Genomic DNA, 24157 nt, shown 5'->3' on the forward strand with positions numbered 1-24157 from the left:
GCGGGCATCCTCGGTTCCACCAGAGACCGCCATGTCCGCCGTGCCTTACACCCCAAATTCCCCGTCCGTTGAATCCGACGACGCGCTGCTGCGCCGCGCTCGCCACCGCGCCGGTGCTCGCCTGGGGTTCCGCATTCACCTGCTGTCGTTCCTGGCCGTGAACGCCGGGTTGGCGGCGATCGCGCTATCGCACGGGCAGTTCTGGTTTGTGTGGCCGCTGCTGGGCTGGGGGTTGGGCCTGGCTGCGCACGGCCTGAGCTTGGCCTGGAGCCAGGGCAACGGCTACCAGCGCATGGTCGATCAGGAACTCGCCCGGTTGCGCGAGCAGGCCGGCCGCCGGTAATGCGGGAAACCCCAAGCTTCAACCCCGGAGAACCGTCCGGTAAGATCGCCCGCATGTTCGCCAATGTGTCGCTCCCTTCCCTTGCAGACTGCCTGCACCTTGCCCGGCGCTGGGTGATCCGCTATGCGGTCATCATCGTCATCAATACGCTGATTGCGGCCGTGCTTGCGTTCGGTATCCGGCCAGAAGAGACCTTCTGGAAAGACTTCGTATTCAGCCAGGCGATCGGGTTATCGATGTTCTCGTTGATCGGCATACCGCGCCACGTGCTCTGGGGCGACGGGCCGCCCAACAAGAAGGTGTTCCCGTGGATCATCTTGGGCGCGGTGCTGATCGGCGTGCCGTTTGGCCAGTGGATCGCGCGGACGATCCTGTGCCTGCACAACCCGAACCCGGAACCCTGGCGCGCCGACAGCCTGCGCATGAGCTTCATCATCGCCATGCTGGCTGCGCTTGGCGCCACGTATTACTACTGGTCGCGCGGCAAGCTGGCCGCATTGCAGCGCCAGGCCGCGCTGGATGCGCTGGAGCGTGAAGAGGCCGAGAAGCAGGTCGTGCGCGCACAGTTGATGGCGCTGCAGGCGCAGATCGAGCCGCACTTCCTGTTCAATTCACTCGCCCACGTCGATGTGCTGATCGCACGGGACCCGGCCGCTGCGCGGCGTCTGCTGCAGCACCTGATCGGCTTTCTGCGCAGCTCGCTCTCGCACGCACGCGCCGAGCAGTGCACGCTGGCGCAAGAGTTTGCGCTGCTGCGCGCGTATCTCGACATCCAGGCGTTGCGCTTTGGCAATCGCCTGCGATTCTCCTTGGCGCTGGACGATGCCATCGCCAACATCGTCATCCCGCCGATGCTGATCCAGCCGCTGGTGGAAAACGCCGTGGTGCACGGCATCGAACCTGCGCGCGAGGGCGGGGAGATCGCCCTGTCTGCTCGCCTGGCTGCAGGCAGCGAGGGCGAGCGACTCGTGCTGGAAGTGCGCGACACGGGCGTCGGTTTCGGCAACGACGGCGCCACGGGCTCGGGGCTGGGCCTTACGCACGTGCGCGAACGCCTGTCGCGCCTGTTTGACGGCGATGCGCGCCTGACCATCACCGAGACCGTGCCGCACGGCGTGACGATCATCGTCGAGCTACCGCTGGCGCACGAAACGTCGCCTGCACCGTCTCAACCCGACGCGCCGGAATGGCGCTGCCGCTTCTCTCGCTCAACCGCCAACGCCACCGGCGCGCTCTCATCGCGCGCATCCGCCGGAACCTGATCGATGCCTGCTTCCCCACGCGTGCTCATTGCCGACGACGAACCGGCACTGGCTGAAAACCTCGTCGCAGAACTGGCGGCGCTCTGGCCCGATGCCACGCTGCTGCCGGCCGTGCACGACGGCCAATCCGTGCTCGATGTAATTGACGATGCGGCCGACGGGCAGGCGCCCGATGTGGTCTTTCTCGACATCCGCATGCCGGGGTTGTCGGGCATTGACGTAGCGCGCGAGCTGTCGCAGCGGGAAATGCGTCCGCTGGTGGCGTTCGTGACCGCATATGACCAGTTCGCGCTCGACGCCTTTGAGCAAGCCGCGGTCGACTACGTGCTCAAGCCCGTTCAGACCGAGCGCCTGGCCGAGACCCTCAAGCGGCTGAAGGACCGGCTCGGCGCGCGCCCGAACGGCAACGCCGGCGCCACTGCCGCCACGGACCCAGCGCAGACGCTGGCTGAACTCGTCGAGCGCCTTGCCGGGCTGCAGGGCGCTGCCCAAACGCGTGCCACCCCGCAGGGCGGCTATCTGCGCTTCATCAAGGCGCTCGTCGGCCAGGAAGTGCGCTTCATCCCCGTGGATGACGTGATCTACTTGGAAGCGACCGACAAGTACGTCAACGTGGTGGCCGGCAGTGGCGAATCCCTTATTCGTACCAGCCTGCGCGATTTGCTGACCCAGCTGGACCCCGAGCACTTCTGGCAGGTGCATCGCGGCACGGTGGTGAACGTGGCGCATGTGTCGAGTGCCGTGCATCTGTCGCTGGGCCGCCTGGGGCTGAAGATACGCGGGCGCGCGGAGACGCTGCCGGTGGCGCGGCAATACGCGCATTTGTTCCGGCAGATGTAGTCGCCGCAGGGGCGGGTCCGCTATGATCCTTCGTGTCGTCAACGGATCGAGAGAGCGAGAGCACCCGCCATGGAGACACCAGCCGCACGCCCCGCCAGCCACGTTGCCGAGCCACGCCACGGCGGCCAGATTCTTGTTGATGCACTGGTGGCCCACGGCGTCGATGTGGCCTTCGGCGTGCCCGGCGAGAGCTACCTCTCGGTGCTCGAAGGCTTCTACCAGCGCCGCGACCGCACGCGCTTCATCGTCTGCCGGCAAGAGGGCGGCGCCGCCAACATGGCGGATGCCTACGGCAAGCTCACCGGCCGGCCCGGCATTGTCTTCTGCACACGCGGGCCGGGCGCCGCCAACGCCAGCATTGGCGTCCACACAGCGTTTCAAGACTCCACGCCGCTGATCCTATTCATCGGACAGGTCGGCCGCGATTTCGTCGATCGCGAAGCGTTCCAGGAAATCGACTACCGCCGGATGTTCGGGCAGATGACCAAGTGGGTCGCGCAGATCGATAGCGTCGAGCGCATCCCCGAATACATCGCACGCGCCTTCCAGACTGCCACCGCCGGCCGCCCCGGCCCTGTGGTGCTGGCGCTGCCGGAAGACATGCTGACCGAAGTTGCCACCGTGGCCGATGTGCCGCCAATGCCCCGCGCGATGGCGTGGCCCGGCCCGCATGACCTTGCCCAACTGAAGACGCTGTTGCAGAACGCCGAGCGGCCGATGCTGCTGCTGGGCGGTTCCGGCTGGACGCCGCAAGCAGCCGCGCGCATGCAAGCCTTTGCCGAGCGCTGGAATCTGCCCGCAGGCTGCGTGTTCCGCCGGCAAGACCTGTTCGACAACCGCCACCCGAATTACGCCGGCGATGTCGGTATCGCCATCAACCCGAAGCTCGCAGCGCGTGTGAAAGACGCCGATGTGGTGCTCGCCATCGGCCCGCGCCTGGGCGAGATGACGACCTCGGGCTACACGCTCTTCGATGTGCCGCGCCCAAAGCAGACCTTGGTGCATGTGCATGCCGGCGCAGAAGAGTTGGGGCGCGTCTACCAGGCCGACCTGATGATTCACGCGTCGATGCCCGCGATCGCCGAAGCGCTGGATAGTATGTCGCCTGATGCGCCGCCGCGGTGGTCCGACTGGACAGAAGCCGCCAACGCCGACTACCGCGCCAACATCGCGCCGCCGCCGTTCGGTGGCAAGGGCATCGATATGGCCCGTGCCATGCAATGGCTGCGCGAGCGCCTTCCGCACAACAGCATCCTGACCAACGGCGCCGGCAACTACGCCACGTGGCTGCATCGCTTCTATCAGTATGGTGCGCTGGCGTCGGGCTCGCGCACGCAGCTCGCACCGACCAGCGGGGCGATGGGCTATGGAGCGCCCGCCGCAGTGGCGGCCAAGATCATCTGCCCTGAAACGCCCGTCATCTGCATGGCTGGCGACGGTTGCTTCCTGATGAACGGCCAGGAGCTGGCGACCGCCATGCAGTACAACGCGCCGGTGATCTTTATCGTGGTCAACAACGGCATGTACGGGACGATCCGCATGCATCAGGAGCGCGAGTACCCCGAGCACGTGAGCGGGACCGAGCTGCGCAACCCCGACTTTGCCGCGCTCGCCAGAGCCTACGGCGCCGAGGGGCATACGGTACGTTCGCTCGAAGGGTTTCAGTCGGCGGTGGAAACTGCGCTGGCGGCAAGCGTTGCGTCCGTCATTGAGGTGCAGACCGATCCGAACATCATCAGCCCGCGCGCGACGATCGATTCGTTGCGTGCACAGTCGCGCAGTTGATTCCGCTTTCGCTTTTCGTTTTTCTGTTTTTGCTAACGCCAAACCATCCATTGCCATGACGATGATTCCCGTGACTGATTTGTGCGACATGCACGAAGACAAGCTGGTGTACGGCAGCCTGCGTGTGCTTACGCCGGTGTTCCGCAGCTTTGGCAAGCGCGCCGCGTTTGCCGGCCCGGCTTCCACGCTCAAGGTGTTTGAAGACAACGGTCTGGTACGCGCCGCGTTGGAAGAGCAGGGCGCAGGCCGCGTGCTGGTGATTGATGGCGGCGGCTCGCTGCGCTGCGCGCTGGTGGGCGGCAACCTCGGCAAGCTGGCCGAAGAGAACGGCTGGGAGGGCATTCTGCTCAACGGCTGCGTGCGGGACACGCGCGAGCTGGCCGAATGCAACGTCGGCATCCACGCACTGGCGGTGCACCCACGCAAGAGCATCAAAAAGAACGCCGGGCAGCGCGAAGTGGGCGTGCAGATGCCGGGCGCGTACATCCAGTCTGGCGAGTGGGTCTATGCCGACGAAGACGGCGTGCTGGTCTCGCAGGACATGCTGGAATGATCCGCGCCAACGCCATCCACGTGTTCGTCTACGGCACGCTGCGTGCCGGCGAGGCGAACGATCTGCGGGTTGCCGCGGCCAAGCGCGGCATTCCTGAGCCGGAGCTGCTCGGTACTGCCATGTTGCATGGCCGACTGTATGACTTTGGTGCGTACCCCGGACTCGTGCTCGATCCGACTGGCACCGCCGTGCGCGGCGATGTGTATCGCATCGATGCGGCGCTCGTCCCCGTGCTGGACGAGATCGAAGAGGTCTACCCCGGCGGCGATGCGCTGTTCCTGCGCGAGAACCACGCCGTCATGCTGGGTAGCGAACCGGTCGATTGCATTGTCTATCCGGTTAGCCCACAGCACATTGCCGGGCGGCCCGCCATCACCGGTGGAGACTGGGTGGCACATCGCCTGTCTCGAGGCTGATTCCGATTTGGAGGGGGAGGGGCGCACGATATAATCCGCGCGCTGTTCGTTCGAGCAGCCGGGTTTAGCAGCCCACATGATGTGCCATCTAGACGGACAATGTCCGGTGCTTGTGCACGCCTATCCTTTATGGCGGGCCGGGCGGTGAGACCTTCGGGTCTGCCGGTTTCTAGATGGCCGGTCTGCTAACGCCGTCGTCAGGCCCGCCACCCTCGTTTAGCAGCGAGCGTCTGGCCTCTTCATCTAGGAGACGTCATGTCTTTCGCAGCAAGCGGGCATCGCCCCGCGTCTTACCCCTCGCCACCGCCCTGCATCTCCCGGCATCCGTTTTCCGGAGGTGCACATTGAGCGCGCTACGCCATTACCAATCGGGTGCACTGGCAGCCAAGGATTTCCTCTGTCGCACGCACATCGAAGCGCGTGCCGGCAGGCCCTTCGTGGCCATGCGGTTGCGCTCGAAGATCGACGGCATCACGCACGCGCTGCCCCGCGAGTTCCGCGCCGGTTTCATCGATGCGATCTATCTGTTCGTAGCCGCGGCCCTGCAGGGCAAGGCGCCAGATGTTCTGCAGTGGGACGTTTTGGCCGAAATAGAGCGGGCGTCCTGAGTCCACACACCTAATCATCGCCATTCTGAACGCCGCATCTGCGGCGTTTTTTGTGCCCCGGTGATGTGACGGACAGATGCCCCCGATTTTTCACAATGCGGAAAGGGGTTTTGGTCCGCAAAAATTCTGCATCGCACAGCACCATCACGTTCTTTCATGATAGAAAAAATCTTTCCGCATCATGAAACACGGTGAGTAAGTCATTGAAAGATATGAGGTAAAAACTTCAATTCCTGCGCATGTTCTCCTTGTTGCGCTGCACCGGCCATTTCTACACTCTTATATAAGACATATGACATGAGCCACCTGGCTGCGCCCCAAGAAGGTGCGAGCGGCTCAAGGCGCAGAGTGAGTTACCCGGTTTTTATTTGATGGATGCGATCAAACAGGAGAGTGCGATGTCACGCGAACTCGAAGTGCAAAAGCTGCAGAAGGAATGGGATACCAACCCGCGTTGGAAGGGCATCAAGCGTGGTTACACCGCTGAAGATGTCGTGCGCCTGCGCGGTTCGCTGCAGATCGAACACACGCTGGCCAAGCGTGGTGCCGAAAAGCTGTGGAACCTGATCAACAATGAGCCCTTCGTCAACGCGCTGGGCGCGCTCACGGGCAACCAGGCCATGCAGCAGGTCAAGGCTGGCCTGAAGGCGATCTATCTGTCGGGCTGGCAGGTGGCGGGCGATGCCAACAGCAACGGCGAGATGTATCCGGACCAGTCGCTGTACTCGGTGGATTCGGTGCCCAAGGTCGTCAAAAAGATCAACAACACGTTCCAGCGCGCTGACCAGATCCAGTGGTCCGAAGGCAAGGACGACATCGACTTCTTCGCCCCGATCGTGGCGGATGCGGAAGCTGGTTTCGGCGGCGTGCTGAACGCGTTCGAACTGATGAAGGCCATGATCGAGGCCGGTGCCGCAGGCGTGCACTTTGAGGACCAACTGGCCGCCGTGAAGAAGTGCGGCCACATGGGCGGCAAGGTGCTGGTGCCGACGCGTGAGGCCGTGAGCAAGCTCGTGGCCGCGCGTCTGGCTGCCGACGTGATGGGCGTGCCGACTGTGCTGATCGCCCGCACCGACGCAGAAGCTGCCGACCTGCTGACCACCGATGTGGACGAGAACGACAAGCCGTTCTGCACCGGCGAGCGCACCGTCGAAGGTTTCTACCGCACCAAGCCGGGTCTGCAGCAGGCCATTTCGCGCGGTCTGGCGTATGCGGAAGTGGCCGACCTCGTGTGGTGCGAAACCGGTAAGCCCGATCTGGAATACGCCAAGAAGTTTGCCGAGGCCATCCACGCCAAGTTCCCTGGCAAGATGCTGGCCTACAACTGCTCGCCGTCGTTCAACTGGAAGAAGAACCTGGACGACGTGACGATCGCCCGATTCCAGAAGGAACTCGGCGCAATGGGCTACAAGTTCCAGTTCATCACGCTGGCGGGTTTCCATGCCCTGAACTACTCGATGTTCAACCTGGCCTACGGCTATGCCCGCAACCAGATGAGCGCGTTCGTGGAGCTGCAAGAGGCCGAGTTCAAGGCGGCGGAAAAGGGCTTCACGGCGGTGAAGCACCAGCGCGAAGTCGGCACGGGCTACTTCGATGCCGTGACGCAGACCATCGAGCGCGAGGCGTCGACCACGGCGCTGAAGGGCTCGACGGAAGACGAACAATTCTTCGAAGAAACGGCGCAAGCCAAGAAGGTGGCCTGAGGTTGCCGACGCATCCGGCATCCAGGCTCCCGGGCCGGCCGTGCTGACCACACACCGGCCTCTCGAACCGCGCTTCCTCGACGGCGCGGTTTTTTTTCGTCTGTGCGATTGCGGCTTAGTGCGGTGCGGTGCGGTGCGGTGCGTTGCGGCGTGGCCGATCAGGCGCGCTTGAAAATCGATTCCAGATCCAGCGCCGATGTGGGAGTCGCGTGCAGGTCGAGCGAGTGCTCGATGTGCTCCAGATGCTCGCGCATCAGGTCGTGCGCGCGCGCGGCATCGCCGGTGGCAATCGCTTCGGTCAGGGTGTCGTGCTCGTGCTCGGGGCAGGCGGGCAGGCCGGGGCGGTCATAGAGCGTGATGATCAGGCACGTGCGCGACACCGCTTCGCGCGTCAGCCGTTCCAGCACATGGTTGCCGGCCATCTCGGCAATCAGGACGTGATATTCGCCGGATAGACGGATGGTGGCCGCGCGGTCGCCGCGTTCGCGTGCCGCGTGTTCCGCCGCAATGTGTTCGCGTAGGCGTTTGGCTTTTGCCGGCGTGCATGCGTTTGCGAGCATGCTGGCCAGTTCGGGTTCGATGATGCGGCGGGTCTGGAAAACGTCTCGCGCCTCTTTTACGGAAGGCTGCGCGACGAACGCGCCCTTGTTGGGCACGAGGGTCACCAGATGCTCATGCGCCAGCCGGGCCAGCACCTGGCGGATGCGCGGCCGGCCCGCGCCGGTGGCTTCGCACAGCCGCTCTTCGACCAGCTTGGTGCCGGCCGGCAGTCGGTGCTCCATGATGGCCGTCAGCAGGCCCTGGTAGATCGGTTCGGCAGCCGGTTGGCTGTCGGCAGGTTCCCGTGCGGGTGCGGGCATGGCAGGTGGCGGTGCAGAAGAAAAAGCGGAATGGTGCATGGTAGCAAATGCGCCACCCCGCTTTGCACTACGCCAGTGCAAACGGAGCAAGCATTCCGGTATAGGGCTTCGGAAGCGGCCGCGCCCAGTCGCCGCGCTTGCTGGTGGAAAGCCGCATGCCGACCAGCGCCTCGACCAGCTTTACCGCAGCCACCACGCCGTCGATGACAGGCACGCGCAGCTCGGCGCTCAGGTCTTCGCAGAGGTCGGCCATGCCGGCACAGCCGAGAACGATGCAGTCGCTGCGGTCTTGCGCAAGCGCGCTGCGGCAGGCGTCGAGGATGATCTGGCGTGCGTTGGAGCCGGGCTTCTCCAGGTCCAGCACGGGCAGGTCGCTTGCGTGGACGTTGCGGCACGCATGCCGCATGCCGTAGCGCTCGGCCAGGTGCCACGCCATGCCGACGGTGCGCTCCAGCGTCGTCACGACGCTGAAGCTGTTGCCGATCAGGCTGGCCATGTGCATGGCGGCTTCAGCAATGCCGATCACGGGGCCGTGTGCGAGTTCACGTGCGGCGTAGAGGCCCGGGTCGCCGAAGCAGGCGATGACGTAGGCGTCGGCGCCATCGCATTCGCCGTGGCGGATTTCCTCCAGGATGCCGGGCACCGAGAGCGCCTCGTCGTAATGGCTTTCAATGGAAGCCGGGCCCATCTTCGGGCTCACCGCCGTGATGCGCGTGCCCGATGCGGCCGCGGCTTGCGCGCAGCGGCCGATGAGCGCGGTCATGCTCGTCGTGGTGTTGGGGTTGATGATGCGGATGTCCATGTTCTTGACGCGTGGATGATTCGGATTAGCGGGTGAGGGTGCCTTGCTTGCGGCTGAGCACGGTGTAGAGCACCAGCGCGATGCCCACGCCGATGAACCAGCTGTAGTTGGCCAGCGCGTGCAGCCGTTCGAAGACCACGCAGGCCATCGGGATCAGCGCGGACGGGATCAGCGTCAAAACGGCAGCCGGGTTGTAGCCGTTGCGGTACCAGTAGCGGCCGGTGGGGCGCAGCGTGTAGAGATCGTCGACATGCACCTGCTGCCGGTGCACGAAGTAGTAGTCCGCGATCAGGATGCCGAACAGCGGGCCGATGAACGCGCCCAGCACGTCGATCGTGTAGTGGATCACCTCGGGGTTGTTGTAGAGGTTCCAGGGCGTGATGAAGATCGACGCGACCGCCGCAATCATGCCGCCCGTGCGCCAGCTGATGTGTTGCGGCGCCACGTTGGAAAAGTCGAATGCCGGCGACACGAAGTTGGCGACGATGTTGATGCCGATGGTCGCGATCATGAACGTGAGCGCACCGAGCACCACGGCCGTGATGTTGTCGATGCGGGCAACGACGGCGACCGGGTCGGAGATCATCTCGCCAAACACCGGCAGCGTGGCCGACGTGGTGATGACAGTCAGCAGCGCGAAGCCGAGGAAGTTGACCGGCAGCCCCCAGAAGTTGCCGCGTTTGACGGAGGTGAAATCCTTGCCGTAGCGTGAGAAGTCACCGAAGTTCAGCATCGGGCCAGAGAAGTACGACACCACCAGCGCGATCCCGCCCAGCACCACTGGCACCGCATCCCAGCCCTCGTATTTGAGGAAGGAAAGCGTGAGGTTGATGTTGTTCCAGCCGGCCTTGTGCACGAGCCATGCGGCCAGCGCGATCATCACCACGTACACCGCCGGGCCCGCCCAGTCGATGAACTTGCGGATCGATTCCATGCCGTGCCAGAACACGAACGCCTGCAGTACCCACAGCAGCATGAACGCCGCCCAACCGAGCGTCGACAGGCCCACAAAGCCATGCTGCGCCACGTCGGCATACGGTGCGAGTTGCGGCATGAACTTCAGCGCCAGCACCAGGAACGCGCTCGATGCCAGATAGGTCTGGATGCCGTACCACGCCACCGCGATCAACCCGCGGATGATGGCCGGAATGTTTGCGCCCAGCACCCCGAACGACGCGCGGCAGATCACCGGATACGGCGTGCCGGTCGCCTGGCTGGGTTTGGCGACGAGGTTGCAGAACACCTGCACGATCACGATGCCCACCAGCAGCGCGAACAGCACCTGCAGGCTCGACAGGCCCAGCGAGAACAGGCTCGCTGCCGTCAGATACCCGCCCACGCTGTGCACGTCGGACATCCAGAACGCGAAGATGTTGTAGGTGCCCCAGGTCTGCTTGCGTAGCGGGGCGAGGTCTTCGTTGGTAAGCCGCGGGTCGTAATGCGGTTTGATGACGACGTTGGGATGCGCGTGTGGCGAATCAACCGCCTGCGCCGCCGAAGCGGTGGTGCTGGTCATGCTGTCTCCTTTGGTTTTTGCCGGTTTCCAAGCCGTGCAGGCGTTGTGCGCAAAAATGTACACAACATGTTTTTGTTTTGTGTACAAATTTGTATGCGTCAGCAAGACAAGAGTCAAGGAGAAAAAAAGCCGCCTCAAAAGGCGGCTATTTATCGTGCGGGCAGGGTGAGACTTCAGCGATAGACGATCACTGGAATCTCGGTGTGCGTGAGCACCTTCTGCGTTTCGCTGCCGAGCAGCAGCCCGGCCAGCCCGCGCCGGCCGTGGGATGCCATGAAGATGACGTCGCAGCCATGGCGCTCGGCCGCGTCGATGATGCCCATGTAAGGCACGGCAAAGCAGCTCATGTCGGTGTCGCAGTTGATGCCGGCGCTGCGGGCGGCATCTTCAACGTCCTTGAGCACCACGCGCGCCTGTGCTTCGACGCGCTCCTTGAACGCCTGGGGCGTCTCCACGACGATCTCGGAGAACGGTGTGTATGGATATTCCTCAAGGCAGGTGTAGGCCGTCAGACGCGCGCCCAGCGTCTTGGCAAAGTCGAGCGCGCCCGCCACCGCCTTGCGCGACAGCTCGGAACCATCGGTGGGGATGAGGATGTGCTGGAACATGCGGCCTCCTGAGTGGGATGCGGAAGACGTTCTTGTCTTGATTGTAGGCCGCACGCGGTGTTTCACCCACTCGGGGTGATTGCTAATCCATTCCGATGATGGCGTCTGCCCGGCGCCAATAGGCCGGGTTGCCATACGTGTTCTTGAGGAAATCGATAAAGAGGCGCACGCGCAGCGGCAGATGCTTGCGCTGCGGAAACACCGCGTGGATGCCGATCGGCGGCGCTTCAAAGGCATCGAGCACCGTCACCAGCTTGCCCGTGGCAATGTCGTGCCCGACCTCCCACCAGGAGCGCCACGCCAGGCCATAGCCTTGCAGGCACCACTCGCGCAGCACGGCGCCGTCCGTGCATTCCATCGTGCCGGACACCTTGACGGTGACGGCCTTGCCGCCTTGCTGGAAGACCCAGCCGCGCTGCACGTTGGCGCTGGCGCCGAAGGCCAGGCAGTTGTGCGTCGAAAGCTGCTCAACCTGCGTCGGAACGCCGCGGCGCTCCAGATATGACGGTGCGGCCACCACCACGCGGCGGTTTTCCCACAGGCGGATCGACACGAGGCTCGAATCGGGCAGATCGCCCAGGCGGATCGCGCAATCGAAGCCTTCGTTGACGAGGTCGACCACCCGGTCGCCCAGGTCCAGCGTCATCGAGACATCCGGGTGGGCCTCGATAAAGTCCGGCACCATGGGCGCGACATGGCGGCGGCCAAAACCGGCGGGGGCGGTCACACGCAGGTGCCCGCTGGCTTTTACGCCACCGGCCGAGACGCTTGCCTCGGCGTTGTGCAGGTCGTTGAGAATCCGCTGGCAATCCTCCAGGAACGCCGAACCCTCGAACGTGAGGGTGATGCGTCGCGTGGTGCGCACCAGGAGCTTGACGCCCAGGCGTTCTTCCAGCGCGTCGATGCGGCGCCCGATGATGGCAGGCGCCACGCCCTCAGCGGCGGCGGCGGCGGATAGGCTGCCGCGTGTTGCGACGGCGACAAAGGTTTCGAGCTGCTTGAAATGATCCATGCCTGATGTATACCGTGGCAACCGAGGTCTGCGGGATTGTGACGAATATAAAGGTTATCACTCGTCATTCCATCAGTAAAAGTCAAAGATCAAGTGACCATTGGCGTCTTTGTGCGGTGCGTCAGCTTTTCTACAATGGCCCTCGTTGCGAAGGTCGGCAAGGCGTTCTGCGTGATGGAACGCCCAATTGCGGGGCCTTCGGGTCCGTGGAGCTTCAGATGCGTTCGATTCGCGCGGTGGTCTTCGATGCCTATGGCACGTTGTTTGACGTGTACTCCGTGGCCGCGCGTGCCGAGCAACTGTTTGCCGGCAAGGGCGAGGCGCTGTCGGTGCTCTGGCGCGACAAGCAGATCGATTACACGCGCATCCGCTCGCTGGCCGGCCCCTCGGGCGAACACTACAAGCCGTTCTGGGACATCACCGTCGATGCGCTGCGCTATGCCGCGGCACGCCTGGGCGTCGAGCTTTCCGCCCACGACGAGGCCACGCTGATGCGCGAATATGCGTGCCTGTCTGCGTTTCCCGAGAACGTGCCCGCGCTGCGCCGCCTGCGTGAGATGGGCTTGCCGCTGGGCATCCTCTCCAACGGCAACCCGCAGATGCTCGACATTGCCGTGAAGAGTGCGGGGATGTCCGGGCTGTTCGATCACGTGCTGTCGGTCGATGCGGTCAAGCTCTACAAGACTGCGCCCCAAGCCTATGCGCTGGCGCCACAAGCGTTTGGCGTGCCGGCGGAACAGATTCTGTTTGTCTCGTCCAATGGCTGGGATGCCTGCGGCGCGACGTGGTACGGCTTCACAACGTTCTGGATCAACCGCCTGGGGCATCCGCCCGAGGCACTCGACGTGGCGCCCACCGCGGCCGGCCACGACATGCGCGATCTGCTGCAGTTCGTGCAGGCAACACAAGCGACTTAAGGCATTGCATTCAATCGGTCCAGCCATAGGACCAAATTAAGACCAAAACGCGTTCAACCCTCACATCATCTTCTGGAGAACAACCATGGCGCTCACGCTGCCCCAAGGCATGGAGATCAAGGCCGAGATTCTGCCGGCCTACGAAGACATTCTGACCCCCGAAGCGCTGGCGCTGGTTGCCAAGCTGCATCGTGCCTTCCAGCCGCGTCGTAAAGAGCTGCTGGCTGCCCGTGTCGAGCGCGCCAAGCGCCTGGACGCCGGCGAGCGCCCGGATTTCCTGCCGGAAACGAAGGCCGTGCGTGAAGGCGACTGGAAGGTCGCCCCGATCCCGCCAGCACTGCACTGCCGCCGTGTGGAAATCACTGGCCCGGTCGATGCCAAGATGGTCATCAACGCGTTCAATTCGGGCGCGGACAGCTACATGACCGACTTCGAAGATTCGAATTCGCCGAGCTGGCATAACCAGATCCAGGGCCAGGTCAACCTGAAGGCCGCCATCCGCCGCACGCTCACGCTGGAGCAGAACGGCAAGACCTACAAGCTCAACGACAAGATCGCCACGCTGCAAGTGCGTCCGCGCGGCTGGCACCTGGACGAGAAGCATGTGCTGATCGATGGCGAGCGCGTGTCCGGCGGCATCTTCGACTTTGCGCTGTTCCTGTTCCATAACGCCAAGGAACAGATCGCTCGTGGCGCCGGCCCGTTCTTCTATCTGCCGAAGATGGAAAGCCATCTGGAAGCGCGCCTGTGGAACGACATCTTCGTGATGGCGCAGAACGAGATCGGTCTGCCGCAAGGCACGATCAAGGCCACCGTGCTGATCGAAACCATCCTCGCCGCGTTCGAGATGGAAGAAATCCTGTACGAACTGCGCGAGCACAGCGCTGGCCTGAACGCTGGCCGTTGGGACTACATCTTCTCGTGCATCAAGAAGTTCAAGGTCGACAAGAACTTCTGCCTGGCCGACCGCGCCAAGGTGACGATGACCTCGCCGTTCATGCGCGCCTACGCGCTGCTGCTGCTCAAGACCTGCCACAAGCGTGGTGCGCCCGCCATCGGCGGCATGAGCGCGCTGATCCCGATCAAGAACGATCCGGAGAAGAACGCCATCGCTATGGCCGGCATCATCGGCGACAAGAAGCGCGACGCGACCGACGGCTACGACGGTGGCTGGGTGGCGCACCCGGGCCTGGTCGAGCCGGCCATGAAGGAATTCGTGGCAGTGCTGGGCGACAAGCTGAACCAGTTCGAGAAGCAACGCCCGGACGTGGAAGTGAAGGCTGCCGACCTGCTGGACTTCCAGCCGGAAACGCCGATCACCGAAGGCGGCCTGCGCATGAACATCAACGTTGGCATCCACTACCTGGGCGCCTGGCTGGCCGGCAACGGTTGCGTGCCGATCCACAACCTGATGGAAGATGCCGCCACGGCCGAGATCTCGCGCTCGCAGGTGTGGCAATGGATCCGCTCGCCGAAGGGCAAGCTGGAAGACGGCACCAAGGTCACGGCTGAACTGGTGCGCAAGCTGATCCCGGAAGAATTGGCCAAGGTGAAGGAGACGGGCGCGGTGGGCCACTTTGACCGCGCTGCAGAAATCTTCGAACAGATGTCGACGTCGGAAGACTTTGCAGAATTCCTGACGCTGCCGTTGTACGAAGAAATCTGAAGGTAAGCGACGCTTAAAGCGCGCAGAGGAAACGCCGGCCGGGGCAACCCGCCGGCGTTTTTCTTTTGCCGCAAGGCCGGTCAAGCCGCGCGATAATGTCACGAAATCTTTCGGAGGCCGCTTTGCGCTTTGAACACCTGGTGGAAGTCAATGATCCACTGAACCCCCTCATCGACACGCTGACCCTGAACCAGATCTGGCAAGGCCTGGTATTGCGCGTGCGCGAGCAAACCGAATTTGTTGAAAGCCTGGACGAATGCATCATCACCGCTGAGGGCGACGGCTGGGTCGAACGCGAGCTCGTTTTCGGCAAGGCGCGCATCCAGGATCGCGTGACGCTCGAGCCGCACAAGCGCGTGACCTACACCACCGCGGCCACCGGCGAACACGCCGGCGGGTCGCTGACCATGACGATCGAGAGCAACGAGGCCAACGCCGCGTTCATCCGTTTCGTCTACGACACCACGCTGCCCAACGCCGACGAAACTGGCGACACGCGCTACGCCGAGATCGTCAAATCCGCCTATCGCGAATCCGACATCGACACCGTGCGCCGTATCCGCGAGATTGCCGCCACCGGCCGCCTCGGCTGACGTGTCCCGCCCAGCCGGCGCTGGAGGAGGCGCTGGCCGGGTTGCTTTGCTTGCCTTTGGTCGTCTCACACATCACAACAACGAGACCATGACGACATTCACGCCCACCCTGGAGGCCCTGCGCGCGCGTTACGGCGAGCGCTTCAAGTGGCTCGTTCTCTTCACGCTGATGGTGGGGGCGGTGTCCTCCGTCATCTCGGCCACCATCGTCAACGTGGCGATTCCCGATCTGAGCCGGCATTTCGTGCTCGGGCAGGAACGCGCGCAATGGGTGTCGGCCAGCTTCATGGTGGCGATGACCTTGTCGATGCTGCTGACGCCCTGGCTGCTGCTGCGCTTCGGGCTGCGTCGCACGTTCATCGGTGCGTTGCTGCTGCTGGGTGTGGGCGGGCTGGCGGGCGGTCTGTCGCCGAATTACGAAGTGATGATCGCCATGCGTGTCGTGGAAGGCATTGCGGCAGGCATCATGCAGCCGCTGCCCAACATCCTGATCCTGCGCGTGTTTCCCGAACGGGAGCAAGGCAAGGCGTTCGGCCTGTTCGGTTTTGGCGTCGTGCTGGCCCCTGCCGTGGGCCCGAGCGTAGGCGGTTTCCTGGTTGAGTTGTTCGGCTGGCGCTCGATCTTCTTCGTGGTGATGCCGTTTACGTTGATTGGGTGGGCGATGGCGCGGCGCTTCATGGCCGTCAACTCGTCGATGGCCGGTGAGCCCAAACCGCTTGATTGGCGCGGCCTGCTGCTCATCGGCGGCGCGACGGTCACGCTGCTCAATGGGCTCGTCGCCCTGCATGGCGATGCCGCGCACGGCATCGTGCTGATGCTCGTGTCGGCCGTGTGTGTGGCGGGCTTCGTATTCTGGCAGCGGCGGGTGGAGTCGCCGTTGTTGAACCTGCGGCTCTTCAGCTATCGGCAGTTTGCGATGGGGGCGGTGGTGGCCTTCATCTACGGGGCGGGGCTGTACGGTTCGACGTACCTGGTGCCGGTGTATATGCAGGTGGCGCTGGCCTATGCGCCGTCGCGCGCCGGGTTGGTGCTGCTGCCCGCAGGCCTGGTGTTGGCCGTGACGATCATGCTGGCCGGACGGCTGACCAATCGAATCGAGCCATTCCGGCTGGTGTCGTTTGGGCTGGCAGCGCTGGCGCTTTCGTTCTTCCTGATGGCAACCAACACGCGGGCAACAAGCTATCTGCTGCTGATCGCCATCGCCATCATTGGGCGGATCGGGCTTGGCTTCGTGCTGCCATCGCTGAGCCTTGGCGCCATGCGTGGTGTCGATTTCACGTTGATTGCGCAAGGCTCCAGCGCTGTCAATTTCCTGCGCCAGTTGGGTGGGGCGATCGGCGTGTCGGCCACGGGGATTTTTCTGCAATGGCGGCTCGCCGTGCGCGGCATCGAAACCGTGCACGGTGCAGCGGTCGACCCCGAGGCGCGCATCCTGGCCTTCGACGAGACATTCATCTTTCTCGGCACGCTGTGCGCACTTGCCGTGCTGGCCGCGTGGCGCATGCGCCGCCGAGAGCTGCCATCCGCCATTCCTGCGGCGCAATAAAAAACCGGGCGCGGGCCCGGTTCTTCGTTTGGCGATTCGACGCTCAGGTCGTTGCGCCACTCTTCAGTTCTTCGACAAGGTCGATGTACTTTTGCTTGGCTTCGTCCTGCGACGTGCCCTTCAGGCCTTCCCAGGCCTCGAACTTGTAGCGGCCGACGATGTCGGTAAAGCCCGGCTTGTCGCCGTGTGCGTCACCTTCGGCGCCTTGCTTGTACAGCGCATACAGGCGCAGCAGCGTCATGTTGGCGGGGCGTTCGGAGAGGCCCTTGACGTCGATTTGGGCTTGGTCGAAACGGGCTTGCAAGTCGCTCATGATGATTCCCGGCTGAAAACAATGGTCTGGCGATGATAGCGCCGGGGTTGTATGGCTGGGCCGTTTGAATTCGAGGACGGCTTCGGTTTTTTGCGCAACTTTTGGCCCGGTTTCCCGAGGCGCAGCCACGGGTTTGCGCATTCAGGCGCCACACCAGCCGGTACAATGCCGCCATGCCCTGGATTCTTGCTTTCGATACCTCCACCGAGTTCTGTTCCGTCGCCCTTGGTGACGGCACGCGCACGCTGTTCCGTCATGAACACACCGGTCCGCGCTCCAGTAGCCGGGTGCTGCCGGCGGCATCCGAGTTGCTGGCCGAGGCGGGCATCGCCCTGGCCGATTGTGCGGCGATTGCCTTTGGCGCCGGCCCTGGTTCGTTCACCGGTTTGCGCACGGCATGCGGCGTCGCGCAGGGTTTGGCGTTTGGTGCGGACTTGCCCGTCGTGCCGGTCAATTCCCTCGTCGCTTGCGCAGAACAGACGCGCGCAACGCTGCCGGCCGGCACGGCCGTGACCATCGCCCTCGATGCGCGCATGGAAGAGTGCTACTGGGCCAGCTTCGTACCCGCCGATGCGGCCCAGGACGCCTCGGGCTGGCATGCACTTTCGCCCATCCAGGTAAGCGGGCCGCACAGCGTTGCCGCGCCGCCGCAAGCGTACTGGCTGGCGGGCAATGCCGCAGCAGTGTTCGGCGAACAGTTGAGCATTGCGGCAGGCGCTGCCGCTGTGTTGCCGGAAGTCGCGCCGCACGCCCGCGAGATCATCGCCGTGGGTCTGCGCCTTTTGGCTGCCGGCCATACGGTGCGGCCCGAAGATGCGGCGCCGCTGTATGTGCGTGACAAGGTCGCGCTCACCATTGAAGAGCGGCAGGCTGTGCAACAGGCTAAGGCTGCCGCAGCGGGTGCACAGCCATGAGCCTGATCGAGAACGCGCTGGCCGGCGTTATCGCGCAAGCGCCGTTGCCTGCGGGCTGGCGTGCGGAGCGCATGACCGCACGCGATCTGGCTGGCGTCGCTGCGGTCGAGCAGGCGGCGTTCACGTTTCCCTGGTCCCGCGGCAACTTTGAGGATTCGCTCAAGTCCGGTCACCTCGGCATTGTCCTGCGGGATGGCGGCAACGAGGTCGCGGGCTATTTGATTCTCATGCCGGTGGTCGACGAGATGCACCTGCTCAACGTGACCGTGGCGCCGGCGTGGCAGCGGCAAGGGCTGGGCCGTTGGCTGCTGCGTCTGGCAACGGCGCTCACGTTGGTGCATGGTTTCGGCAGCTTGCTGCTGGAGGTACGCCCCTCCAACATCGGCGCGATTGCGCTGTATCACCGTGTCGGGTTTGCCGAGATCGGTCGGCGCAAGCGCTATTACCCGGCTGAAAACAACACGCGCGAAGATGCGCTCGTCATGCGCATGGTGTGTGAAGCGAGCGGGGTGGAGGCTGCATGAATCGTCGATCCCGAATGCTGGAAGCGCTGGGCGTTTCGACCGAATGGACATTGCGCGGGGCTGAGCCGGCTGCGGACGAGGCCGTCGAGGTGGCCGTTGCAGAGCCGGTTGCCGCGGAGGCTGAAGCCCCCGTGTTTGCGGCTGCAGAGCCTGCGGCTGCGCGAGTCGAGCCGCCTGTCATCGAGGCGCCGCCGGATTCGGCTGCCCCGCGCGCTCAGCGCATCGCCGCATTCGATTGGGCGCAGCTCGAAGCCGCCGTTTCCAACTGCACGTCGTGCAAGCTATGCGAGCGCCGCACAAACACCGTATTCGGCGTTGGTGACCGTCAGGCCGAATGGATGCTGATCGGTGAAGCGCCGGGCGAGCAGGAAGACAAGCAGGGCGAACCGTTCGTCGGCCAGGCCGGCAAGCTGCTCGACAGCATGCTGCGATCGATCGGCCTGTCGCGCGAAAAAGGCGTGTTCATCGCCAACGTGCTCAAGTGCCGCCCACCCGGCAATCGGGATCCGGAGCCGGACGAAGCAGCGATGTGCGATCCGTATCTCAAACGTCAGATTGCGCTGGTCAAGCCGCGCATCATCGTCGTGCTGGGTCGCATTGCTGCGCAGAACCTGCTGCAGACGCAAACGCCTGTCGGCAAACTGCGCGGCAAGGTGCACGAAGTGGAAGGCGTGCCCGTGGTGGTGACCTATCACCCGGCCTATCTGCTGCGGACGCTGACAGACAAGGCGCGTGCATGGGAAGACCTGTGTCTGGCGCGCAAGATCTACGCGGAGCGCGGGGGCCAGTAAGCCCCGTCCGGCGGGGCGGGCACTGCGTCAGTGGTGCTTGTCTTCGCCGATGAGCGCGGCGGTGTGGAACAGCTTCTCGTTGACGCGATGCCGGCGCATGACTAGCGCCATCGTCAGGCAGACGAAGATGCCGAACGATACGATCACCACGCCCACCGACACGTTCAGCTTGATGAGCAGCGCGTACAGGCACAGCATCAGCAGCACAGACACGTTCTCGTTGAAGTTCTGCACCGCGATCGAGTGCCCGGCAGAGAGCAACACATGCCCGCGATGCTGCAGCAGCGCGTTCATCGGCACCACGAAAAAGCCAGACATGGCGCCCACCAGCATCAGGAACAGGTAGGCAATCATCATGTACAACGGCAGCTTCATCCCGCCGATGTGGAACGTGATCTCGGGAATCGTGTGCTTGGTGTAGAACGCCATCAGCATGACCACCGCGCCCATCGCCACACCCACCGGCAGCACGTCAAGCGAGCGGCGCAGCGGGATTTTGACGGCGGCAGCCATCGCCCCCGCGGCCACGCCCACAGCCACCACGGCCTGGAGGATGGCGCCCTGCGAGAGGTTCAGTTCCAGCGATTGCTCGGCCCACTTCAGCACGATGAACTGCAGCGTGGCGCCTGCGCCCCAGAACAGCGTCGTCACGGCCAGGGATATCTGGCCCAGCTTGTCGTGCCACAGGGCGTTGAAGCAGTCGGCAAACTCTGAAACCAGGCGTACCGGGTTCTTTTCCTGCTGCGGATAGCGTGCGCCGGTATCGGGAATGCGCGTGTTGAACAGTGCCGCGATCAGGTAGATCACCATGATCACCAGCATGGCCGCTTCGGCCGGGGTGTTGATGCGCTCCAGCCCAGGAATGTCGAACGACAGCAGCCACGCCGATACATGGTTCGAGATCAGCGCCCCGCCTAGCACGGTGCCCAGGATGATCGAGCCGACGGTCAGGCCTTCGATCCACCCATTGGCGGCAACAAGTTTTTCAGGGGGGAGCAGTTCGGTCAGGATGCCGTACTTGGCCGGCGAATACGCCGCCGCACCGAAGCCGACCACACCGTAGGCGAGCAACGGGTGCAGGCCGGAAAGCATCACGCCACAACCAATCAGCTTGATGGCATTGGTGATGAGCATCACCTTGCCCTTGGGCCGGGAATCTGCAAACGCGCCCACGAAAGCGGCAAGTAGAACGTAAGAGAGCACGAAGAACAACTTGAGCAGCGGGGTCATCCACTGCGGCGCATGCATCTCGGTCAGAAGGGCGATGGCGGCAATCAGCAGCGCATTGTCGGCGAGCGACGAAAAAAATTGCGCCGCCATGATGGTGTAAAAACCCTTCTTCATACCTTCGAATTTGTCCCCGTAGACCGCGGTGCCATGTTCGTCTTCACGTCGTGCCGGCAGCGTGCCGGTACTCGGAAGCGCCCCCTCGAGGTGCCGGCCAGGCGATGCATCGGCTGACCCGCCGCGCAGCGCACAGGTGCGCGGTGGAGGCCTTGAAGCCAGCGCCCGCGCGGGCTCCCCGGATTGTGGTTCCCTTGGGCGGGGCCCGTCCGGTGCTGCAAGACATGCATCGCCGGGCAACCGCGGGAATCTTCACTGACAGGCGTTGGGGCCATGCGTTCCGCCCGCAGCTTGTTTTGGTCTCGCCTGTTTGCATGGTCAAATCGGATGTGACGCCATCGCGCAAAAAGAAGTGGCTGGTGCCCAACTTTCTCCATGCCGGCAGCGCATCTCGACGGTTTTCCCATGCCTGAATTGAACGGCTTTATATCACGAAACTTGTGCGCTCCCGGTGACGGCGGCGCACTTTCTTTTTTGGCAGGCTCATGACAGGCGCGAACCAGTTGGCGTCCTGTGGTCAAATAGAACGCTCAGCGCGTGAGGCCGGGCGCACGGCCCGCTCACAGCCTATTTGCCCGTTGCATTGCAGCACCGACGCCGCGCCACGAGCGCGCCATCGCATTCACGTTTTGCAGGTTTGCCGTCATGCCAAGACCCATCCAGGCCGTCATCCACGGCCCAGCACTTGCCAATAATCTCCAGGTTGCCCGCCGCCATGCGCCCAATTCGCGCGTGTGGGCTGTCGTTAAAGCCAACGCGTACGGCCACGGCATCGAACGCGCGTATGAAGGTCTGCGCCAGACCGATGGTTTCGGTCTGCTCGATCTGGACGAGGCCGTCCGCCTGCGCCAGCTCGGGTGGCAGGGTCCGGTTCTCTTGCTCGAAGGTTTTTTCAAGCCGGAAGATCTGGCCATCGTCGAGCAATACCGCCTGACCACCACCGTTCACTGCGAAGAGCAACTGCGCATGCTGGAACTGGCGCGCCTGAAGGGCCCCATCAGCGTGCAACTCAAGATCAATACGGGCATGAGCCGCCTGGGCTTCGCGCCCGCCGCCTACCGCGCTGCATGGGAACGCGCCCGCGCCATTTCGGGCGTTGGCACGATCGTCCACATGACGCATTTTTCCGATGCCGACGGCCCGCGAGGCATCGAGCATCAACTTGTCGCGTTTGAGCAGGCTACGCAAGGTTTGCCGGGCGAGGCGTCGCTTTCCAACTCCGCGGCCACGCTGTGGCATCCGAAGGCGCATCGCGACTGGGTGCGCCCGGGCGTGATCATGTACGGCGCATCGCCGACGGGCGTGGCGGCGGACATTGACGGCACGGGCCTGATGCCCGCCATGTCGCTCAAGAGCGAACTGATCGCCATTCAGGATCTGCAGCCGGGTGCGACGATTGGTTACGGCTCGCGCTTTACCGTGGAGCACCCGATGCGCATCGGCATTGTTGCGTGCGGTTATGCCGACGGCTACCCGCGCCATGCGCCGGGCTGGGACGGCAACCATACGCCGGTGCTGGTCGATGGCGTGCGCACGCACATCGTCGGCCGCGTGTCGATGGACATGATTACCGTTGACCTGGCCGGCGTGCCCGAGGCGCGTGTCGGCACACCCGTCACGCTGTGGGGCGAAGGCTTGCCGATCGACGACGTCGCACACGCTTCCGGCACGGTCGGTTATGAGCTGATGTGCGCACTGGCGCCGCGCGTGCCCGTGTCGGTCGAACCGGTCAGCACGGCAGACGCCGGCGACCTGGGTAAGGCTGCCTGAGCGCGGCACCACCAATACAAAGACAAAGATCAAGCGGCCGCCGCCCAGGCGCGGTGCCGCAAGCAGGGGGTTGTTTGGCCAAGAGCAAGACGGTCTATACGTGCACTGAATGTGGCGGTACGGCGCCGAAATGGGCGGGGCAGTGCCCGAATTGCCAGCAGTGGAACACGCTGGTGGAAACCGTCGCGCAGCCGACGTCCGGTGCCGGTGCGCGCTTCCAGTCGCTCGCATCCAGCGCGACGGTGCGCAAGCTGTCGGACATCGACGCGGTGGATGTGCCGCGCTTCTCCAGCGGCATCGACGAATTTGACCGCGTACTGGGCGGTGGCCTGGTCAGCGGCGGCGTGGTGCTGATCGGCGGCGATCCGGGGATCGGCAAATCGACGCTGTTGCTGCAGGCGTTGTCCAACCTGTCGGCCGATCGGCGGGTGCTGTATGTGAGCGGCGAAGAGTCCGGCTCGCAGATCGCGCTGCGTGCGCGCCGCCTGGGCATCGAAAGCCCGAACCTTGCGCTGCTGGCGGAGATCCAGCTTGAGCGCATCCAGGCGACCATCGAGGTGGAAAAGCCCGAGGTTGTCGTCATCGATTCGATCCAGACGCTGTATTCGGAGGCGCTGACCTCGGCGCCGGGCTCCGTGGCCCAGGTGCGCGAGTGCGCGGCGCAACTGACGCGCATTGCCAAGCGGCTGGATGTGACCACCATTCTGGTCGGCCATGTAACCAAGGAGGGCGCGCTGGCGGGCCCGCGAGTCCTCGAACACATCGTCGATACGGTGTTGTATTTCGAGGGCGACACGCATTCCGCCTACCGGCTGGTGCGGGCGTTCAAGAACCGTTTCGGCGCCGTCAACGAGCTGGGCGTGTTTGCGATGACGGAGCGCGGCCTGCGCGGCGTGGCCAATCCGTCGGCGCTGTTCCTCTCGCAGCACGAGCAGGTGGTGCCGGGTTCATGCGTGCTCGTCACGCAGGAAGGCACGCGGCCGCTGCTGGTGGAAATCCAGGCGCTGGTGGATACGGCCAACGTGCCGAACCCGCGCCGCTTGGCGGTGGGCCTGGAGCAGAACCGCTTGGCGATGTTGCTGGCGGTGTTGCACCGTCATGCCGGCATTGCGTGCTTTGACCAAGACGTGTTCCTGAACGCGGTGGGCGGCGTGAAGATTACCGAACCGGCGGCGGACTTGGCGGTGCTGCTGGCGATTCATTCGTCGATGCGCAACAAGGCGCTGCCGCGTGGGCTGGTGGTGTTTGGCGAGATCGGCCTGGCCGGGGAAATCCGCCCGACGCCGCGCGGTCAGGAGCGGTTGAAGGAAGCGGCCAAGCTGGGCTTCTCAATTGCCGTGATCCCGAAATCCAACGCCCCGAAGCAGGCGATCGACGGGCTGGAGGTCATTGCCGTTGAACGTATCGAGCAGGCCATCGACCGCGTGCGGGCGCTGGAGGCTTGATCGTTCAAAATTTCGCAACGGTATCG

24 protein-coding genes are annotated in these 24157 nt (G+C 64.0%); 17 read left to right on the plus strand and 7 right to left on the minus strand.

Features of this window, described 5'->3' with window-relative positions; translation table 11 throughout:
- The first annotated feature begins 31 nt into the window (after positions 1–31).
- The 8 genes from ACTJK4_RS15420 to aceA all read left to right on the plus strand — a co-directional run bounded on the left by ACTJK4_RS15420 (position 32) and on the right by aceA (position 7510).
- Positions 32–343: a 2TM domain-containing protein gene (locus ACTJK4_RS15420; protein WP_440476698.1), complete on the plus strand. Its 312-nt coding sequence runs from the start codon at positions 32–34 to the stop codon at positions 341–343.
- The gene (locus ACTJK4_RS15425) at positions 343–1605 is read left to right on the plus strand and encodes a sensor histidine kinase (RefSeq protein WP_440818309.1); all 1263 of its coding nucleotides are present in this window, start codon (positions 343–345) and stop codon (positions 1603–1605) included. The genes ACTJK4_RS15420 and ACTJK4_RS15425 overlap by 1 nt, the downstream gene beginning before the upstream one ends.
- 3 nt (positions 1606–1608) lie before the next feature.
- Entirely contained in the window at positions 1609–2445 is an 837-nt protein-coding gene (locus tag ACTJK4_RS15430) for a LytR/AlgR family response regulator transcription factor (RefSeq protein WP_440818310.1), read from the plus strand.
- A 69-nt stretch (positions 2446–2514) separates the two neighbouring features.
- Complete coding sequence (locus ACTJK4_RS15435) at positions 2515–4230, plus strand: thiamine pyrophosphate-binding protein (protein ID WP_440818311.1); 1716 nt, start codon at positions 2515–2517, stop codon at positions 4228–4230.
- Between the two features lie 55 nt (positions 4231–4285).
- A complete protein-coding gene (rraA, locus tag ACTJK4_RS15440; RefSeq protein ID WP_027677514.1) occupies positions 4286–4783 on the plus strand; it encodes a ribonuclease E activity regulator RraA in 498 nt (165 codons plus the stop codon).
- Positions 4780–5199, plus strand: a complete 420-nt coding sequence (locus ACTJK4_RS15445; protein ID WP_316881254.1) for a gamma-glutamylcyclotransferase family protein — start codon at positions 4780–4782, stop codon at positions 5197–5199. The genes rraA and ACTJK4_RS15445 overlap by 4 nt, the downstream gene beginning before the upstream one ends.
- A gap of 344 nt (positions 5200–5543) precedes the next feature.
- Positions 5544–5807 carry a hypothetical protein gene (locus ACTJK4_RS15450; RefSeq protein ID WP_440818312.1) on the plus strand — a complete coding sequence of 88 codons (264 nt, stop codon included), beginning with the start codon at positions 5544–5546 and terminating at the stop codon, positions 5805–5807.
- A gap of 398 nt (positions 5808–6205) precedes the next feature.
- Positions 6206–7510 carry an isocitrate lyase gene (gene aceA, locus ACTJK4_RS15455; protein ID WP_004626576.1) on the plus strand — a complete coding sequence of 435 codons (1305 nt, stop codon included), beginning with the start codon at positions 6206–6208 and terminating at the stop codon, positions 7508–7510.
- Positions 7511–7668: 158 nt separating this feature from the next.
- On the opposite strand, the gene ACTJK4_RS15460 is transcribed toward aceA, so the two are convergent.
- The 5 genes from ACTJK4_RS15460 to ACTJK4_RS15480 all read right to left on the minus strand — a co-directional run bounded on the left by ACTJK4_RS15460 (position 7669) and on the right by ACTJK4_RS15480 (position 12308).
- The gene (locus ACTJK4_RS15460; protein WP_012761856.1) at positions 7669–8370 is read right to left on the minus strand and encodes a GntR family transcriptional regulator; all 702 of its coding nucleotides are present in this window, start codon (positions 8368–8370) and stop codon (positions 7669–7671) included.
- A gap of 67 nt (positions 8371–8437) precedes the next feature.
- The gene (locus ACTJK4_RS15465) at positions 8438–9172 is read right to left on the minus strand and encodes an aspartate/glutamate racemase family protein (protein WP_260802565.1); all 735 of its coding nucleotides are present in this window, start codon (positions 9170–9172) and stop codon (positions 8438–8440) included.
- 25 nt (positions 9173–9197) lie between these two features.
- A complete protein-coding gene (locus ACTJK4_RS15470) occupies positions 9198–10688 on the minus strand; it encodes an NCS1 family nucleobase:cation symporter-1 (protein ID WP_232042678.1) in 1491 nt (496 codons plus the stop codon).
- 173 nt (positions 10689–10861) lie between these two features.
- A complete protein-coding gene (locus ACTJK4_RS15475) occupies positions 10862–11296 on the minus strand; it encodes a universal stress protein (RefSeq protein WP_048932252.1) in 435 nt (144 codons plus the stop codon).
- Positions 11297–11378: 82 nt separating this feature from the next.
- Positions 11379–12308, minus strand: a complete 930-nt coding sequence (locus ACTJK4_RS15480) for a LysR family transcriptional regulator (RefSeq protein WP_232042679.1) — start codon at positions 12306–12308, stop codon at positions 11379–11381.
- 218 nt (positions 12309–12526) lie between these two features.
- Here ACTJK4_RS15480 and ACTJK4_RS15485 point away from each other — a divergent pair, with 218 nt between their 5' ends.
- From ACTJK4_RS15485 to ACTJK4_RS15500, 4 genes are all read left to right on the plus strand, one after another.
- On the plus strand, positions 12527–13225 hold the full coding sequence (locus ACTJK4_RS15485; protein WP_004626582.1) for a haloacid dehalogenase type II: 699 nt from the start codon (positions 12527–12529) through the stop codon (positions 13223–13225).
- An 85-nt stretch (positions 13226–13310) separates the two neighbouring features.
- Complete coding sequence (aceB, locus tag ACTJK4_RS15490) at positions 13311–14891, plus strand: malate synthase A (RefSeq protein ID WP_232042680.1); 1581 nt, start codon at positions 13311–13313, stop codon at positions 14889–14891.
- A gap of 122 nt (positions 14892–15013) precedes the next feature.
- Positions 15014–15484, plus strand: a complete 471-nt coding sequence (locus ACTJK4_RS15495) for an SRPBCC family protein (RefSeq protein ID WP_232042998.1) — start codon at positions 15014–15016, stop codon at positions 15482–15484.
- Between the two features lie 88 nt (positions 15485–15572).
- Positions 15573–17030 (plus strand): DHA2 family efflux MFS transporter permease subunit, encoded by a 1458-nt coding sequence (locus ACTJK4_RS15500; RefSeq protein WP_343621330.1) that lies wholly within the window; start codon positions 15573–15575, stop codon positions 17028–17030.
- Between the two features lie 43 nt (positions 17031–17073).
- Here ACTJK4_RS15500 and ACTJK4_RS15505 read toward each other — a convergent pair whose 3' ends face one another.
- Positions 17074–17343 (minus strand): acyl-CoA-binding protein, encoded by a 270-nt coding sequence (locus ACTJK4_RS15505; protein WP_004626591.1) that lies wholly within the window; start codon positions 17341–17343, stop codon positions 17074–17076.
- 173 nt (positions 17344–17516) lie between these two features.
- Between ACTJK4_RS15505 and tsaB the strand changes: the two genes are divergently transcribed.
- From tsaB to ACTJK4_RS15520, 3 genes are read left to right on the plus strand one after another with little or no spacing between them, the layout of a single operon-like run.
- The gene (gene tsaB / locus ACTJK4_RS15510) at positions 17517–18257 is read left to right on the plus strand and encodes a tRNA (adenosine(37)-N6)-threonylcarbamoyltransferase complex dimerization subunit type 1 TsaB (RefSeq protein WP_232042682.1); all 741 of its coding nucleotides are present in this window, start codon (positions 17517–17519) and stop codon (positions 18255–18257) included.
- Positions 18254–18781, plus strand: coding sequence for a ribosomal protein S18-alanine N-acetyltransferase (gene rimI, locus ACTJK4_RS15515; RefSeq protein ID WP_343621327.1), 528 nt, complete (start codon positions 18254–18256; stop codon positions 18779–18781). The genes tsaB and rimI overlap by 4 nt, the downstream gene beginning before the upstream one ends.
- Positions 18778–19572 carry a uracil-DNA glycosylase gene (locus tag ACTJK4_RS15520; protein ID WP_440818313.1) on the plus strand — a complete coding sequence of 265 codons (795 nt, stop codon included), beginning with the start codon at positions 18778–18780 and terminating at the stop codon, positions 19570–19572. The genes rimI and ACTJK4_RS15520 overlap by 4 nt, the downstream gene beginning before the upstream one ends.
- A 27-nt stretch (positions 19573–19599) precedes the next feature.
- Here the strand turns inward: ACTJK4_RS15520 and lplT are convergent, their stop codons facing one another.
- Positions 19600–20916: a lysophospholipid transporter LplT gene (lplT, locus tag ACTJK4_RS15525; protein WP_440476702.1), complete on the minus strand. Its 1317-nt coding sequence runs from the start codon at positions 20914–20916 to the stop codon at positions 19600–19602.
- A 645-nt stretch (positions 20917–21561) separates the two neighbouring features.
- On the opposite strand from lplT, the gene alr reads away from it, so the two are divergent.
- Both alr and radA read left to right on the plus strand, forming a co-directional pair.
- The gene (gene alr, locus ACTJK4_RS15530; RefSeq protein WP_433867208.1) at positions 21562–22686 is read left to right on the plus strand and encodes an alanine racemase; all 1125 of its coding nucleotides are present in this window, start codon (positions 21562–21564) and stop codon (positions 22684–22686) included.
- 74 nt (positions 22687–22760) lie between these two features.
- Complete coding sequence (gene radA, locus ACTJK4_RS15535) at positions 22761–24131, plus strand: DNA repair protein RadA (RefSeq protein ID WP_024975828.1); 1371 nt, start codon at positions 22761–22763, stop codon at positions 24129–24131.
- Positions 24132–24157 lie beyond the last annotated feature (26 nt).

The organism is Ralstonia sp. 22111 (genome assembly GCF_052045895.1).
Classification (GTDB): Bacteria; Pseudomonadota; Gammaproteobacteria; order Burkholderiales; family Burkholderiaceae; genus Ralstonia; species Ralstonia wenshanensis.

Coding starts and splice junctions, on each gene's coding strand:
- ACTJK4_RS15420 (WP_440476698.1), top strand. CDS start 32: ATGTCCGCCGTGCCTTACACCCCAAATTCCCCGTCCGTTGAATCCGAC.
- ACTJK4_RS15425 (WP_440818309.1), top strand. CDS start 343: ATGCGGGAAACCCCAAGCTTCAACCCCGGAGAACCGTCCGGTAAGATC.
- ACTJK4_RS15430 (WP_440818310.1), top strand. CDS start 1,609: ATGCCTGCTTCCCCACGCGTGCTCATTGCCGACGACGAACCGGCACTG.
- ACTJK4_RS15435 (WP_440818311.1), top strand. CDS start 2,515: ATGGAGACACCAGCCGCACGCCCCGCCAGCCACGTTGCCGAGCCACGC.
- rraA (WP_027677514.1), top strand. CDS start 4,286: ATGACGATGATTCCCGTGACTGATTTGTGCGACATGCACGAAGACAAG.
- ACTJK4_RS15445 (WP_316881254.1), top strand. CDS start 4,780: ATGATCCGCGCCAACGCCATCCACGTGTTCGTCTACGGCACGCTGCGT.
- aceA (WP_004626576.1), top strand. CDS start 6,206: ATGTCACGCGAACTCGAAGTGCAAAAGCTGCAGAAGGAATGGGATACC.
- ACTJK4_RS15460 (WP_012761856.1), bottom strand. CDS start 8,370: ATGCCCGCACCCGCACGGGAACCTGCCGACAGCCAACCGGCTGCCGAA.
- ACTJK4_RS15465 (WP_260802565.1), bottom strand. CDS start 9,172: ATGGACATCCGCATCATCAACCCCAACACCACGACGAGCATGACCGCG.
- ACTJK4_RS15470 (WP_232042678.1), bottom strand. CDS start 10,688: ATGACCAGCACCACCGCTTCGGCGGCGCAGGCGGTTGATTCGCCACAC.
- ACTJK4_RS15475 (WP_048932252.1), bottom strand. CDS start 11,296: ATGTTCCAGCACATCCTCATCCCCACCGATGGTTCCGAGCTGTCGCGC.
- ACTJK4_RS15480 (WP_232042679.1), bottom strand. CDS start 12,308: ATGGATCATTTCAAGCAGCTCGAAACCTTTGTCGCCGTCGCAACACGC.
- ACTJK4_RS15485 (WP_004626582.1), top strand. CDS start 12,527: ATGCGTTCGATTCGCGCGGTGGTCTTCGATGCCTATGGCACGTTGTTT.
- aceB (WP_232042680.1), top strand. CDS start 13,311: ATGGCGCTCACGCTGCCCCAAGGCATGGAGATCAAGGCCGAGATTCTG.
- ACTJK4_RS15500 (WP_343621330.1), top strand. CDS start 15,573: ATGACGACATTCACGCCCACCCTGGAGGCCCTGCGCGCGCGTTACGGC.
- ACTJK4_RS15505 (WP_004626591.1), bottom strand. CDS start 17,343: ATGAGCGACTTGCAAGCCCGTTTCGACCAAGCCCAAATCGACGTCAAG.
- tsaB (WP_232042682.1), top strand. CDS start 17,517: ATGCCCTGGATTCTTGCTTTCGATACCTCCACCGAGTTCTGTTCCGTC.
- rimI (WP_343621327.1), top strand. CDS start 18,254: ATGAGCCTGATCGAGAACGCGCTGGCCGGCGTTATCGCGCAAGCGCCG.
- ACTJK4_RS15520 (WP_440818313.1), top strand. CDS start 18,778: ATGAATCGTCGATCCCGAATGCTGGAAGCGCTGGGCGTTTCGACCGAA.
- lplT (WP_440476702.1), bottom strand. CDS start 20,916: ATGAAGAAGGGTTTTTACACCATCATGGCGGCGCAATTTTTTTCGTCG.
- alr (WP_433867208.1), top strand. CDS start 21,562: ATGCCAAGACCCATCCAGGCCGTCATCCACGGCCCAGCACTTGCCAAT.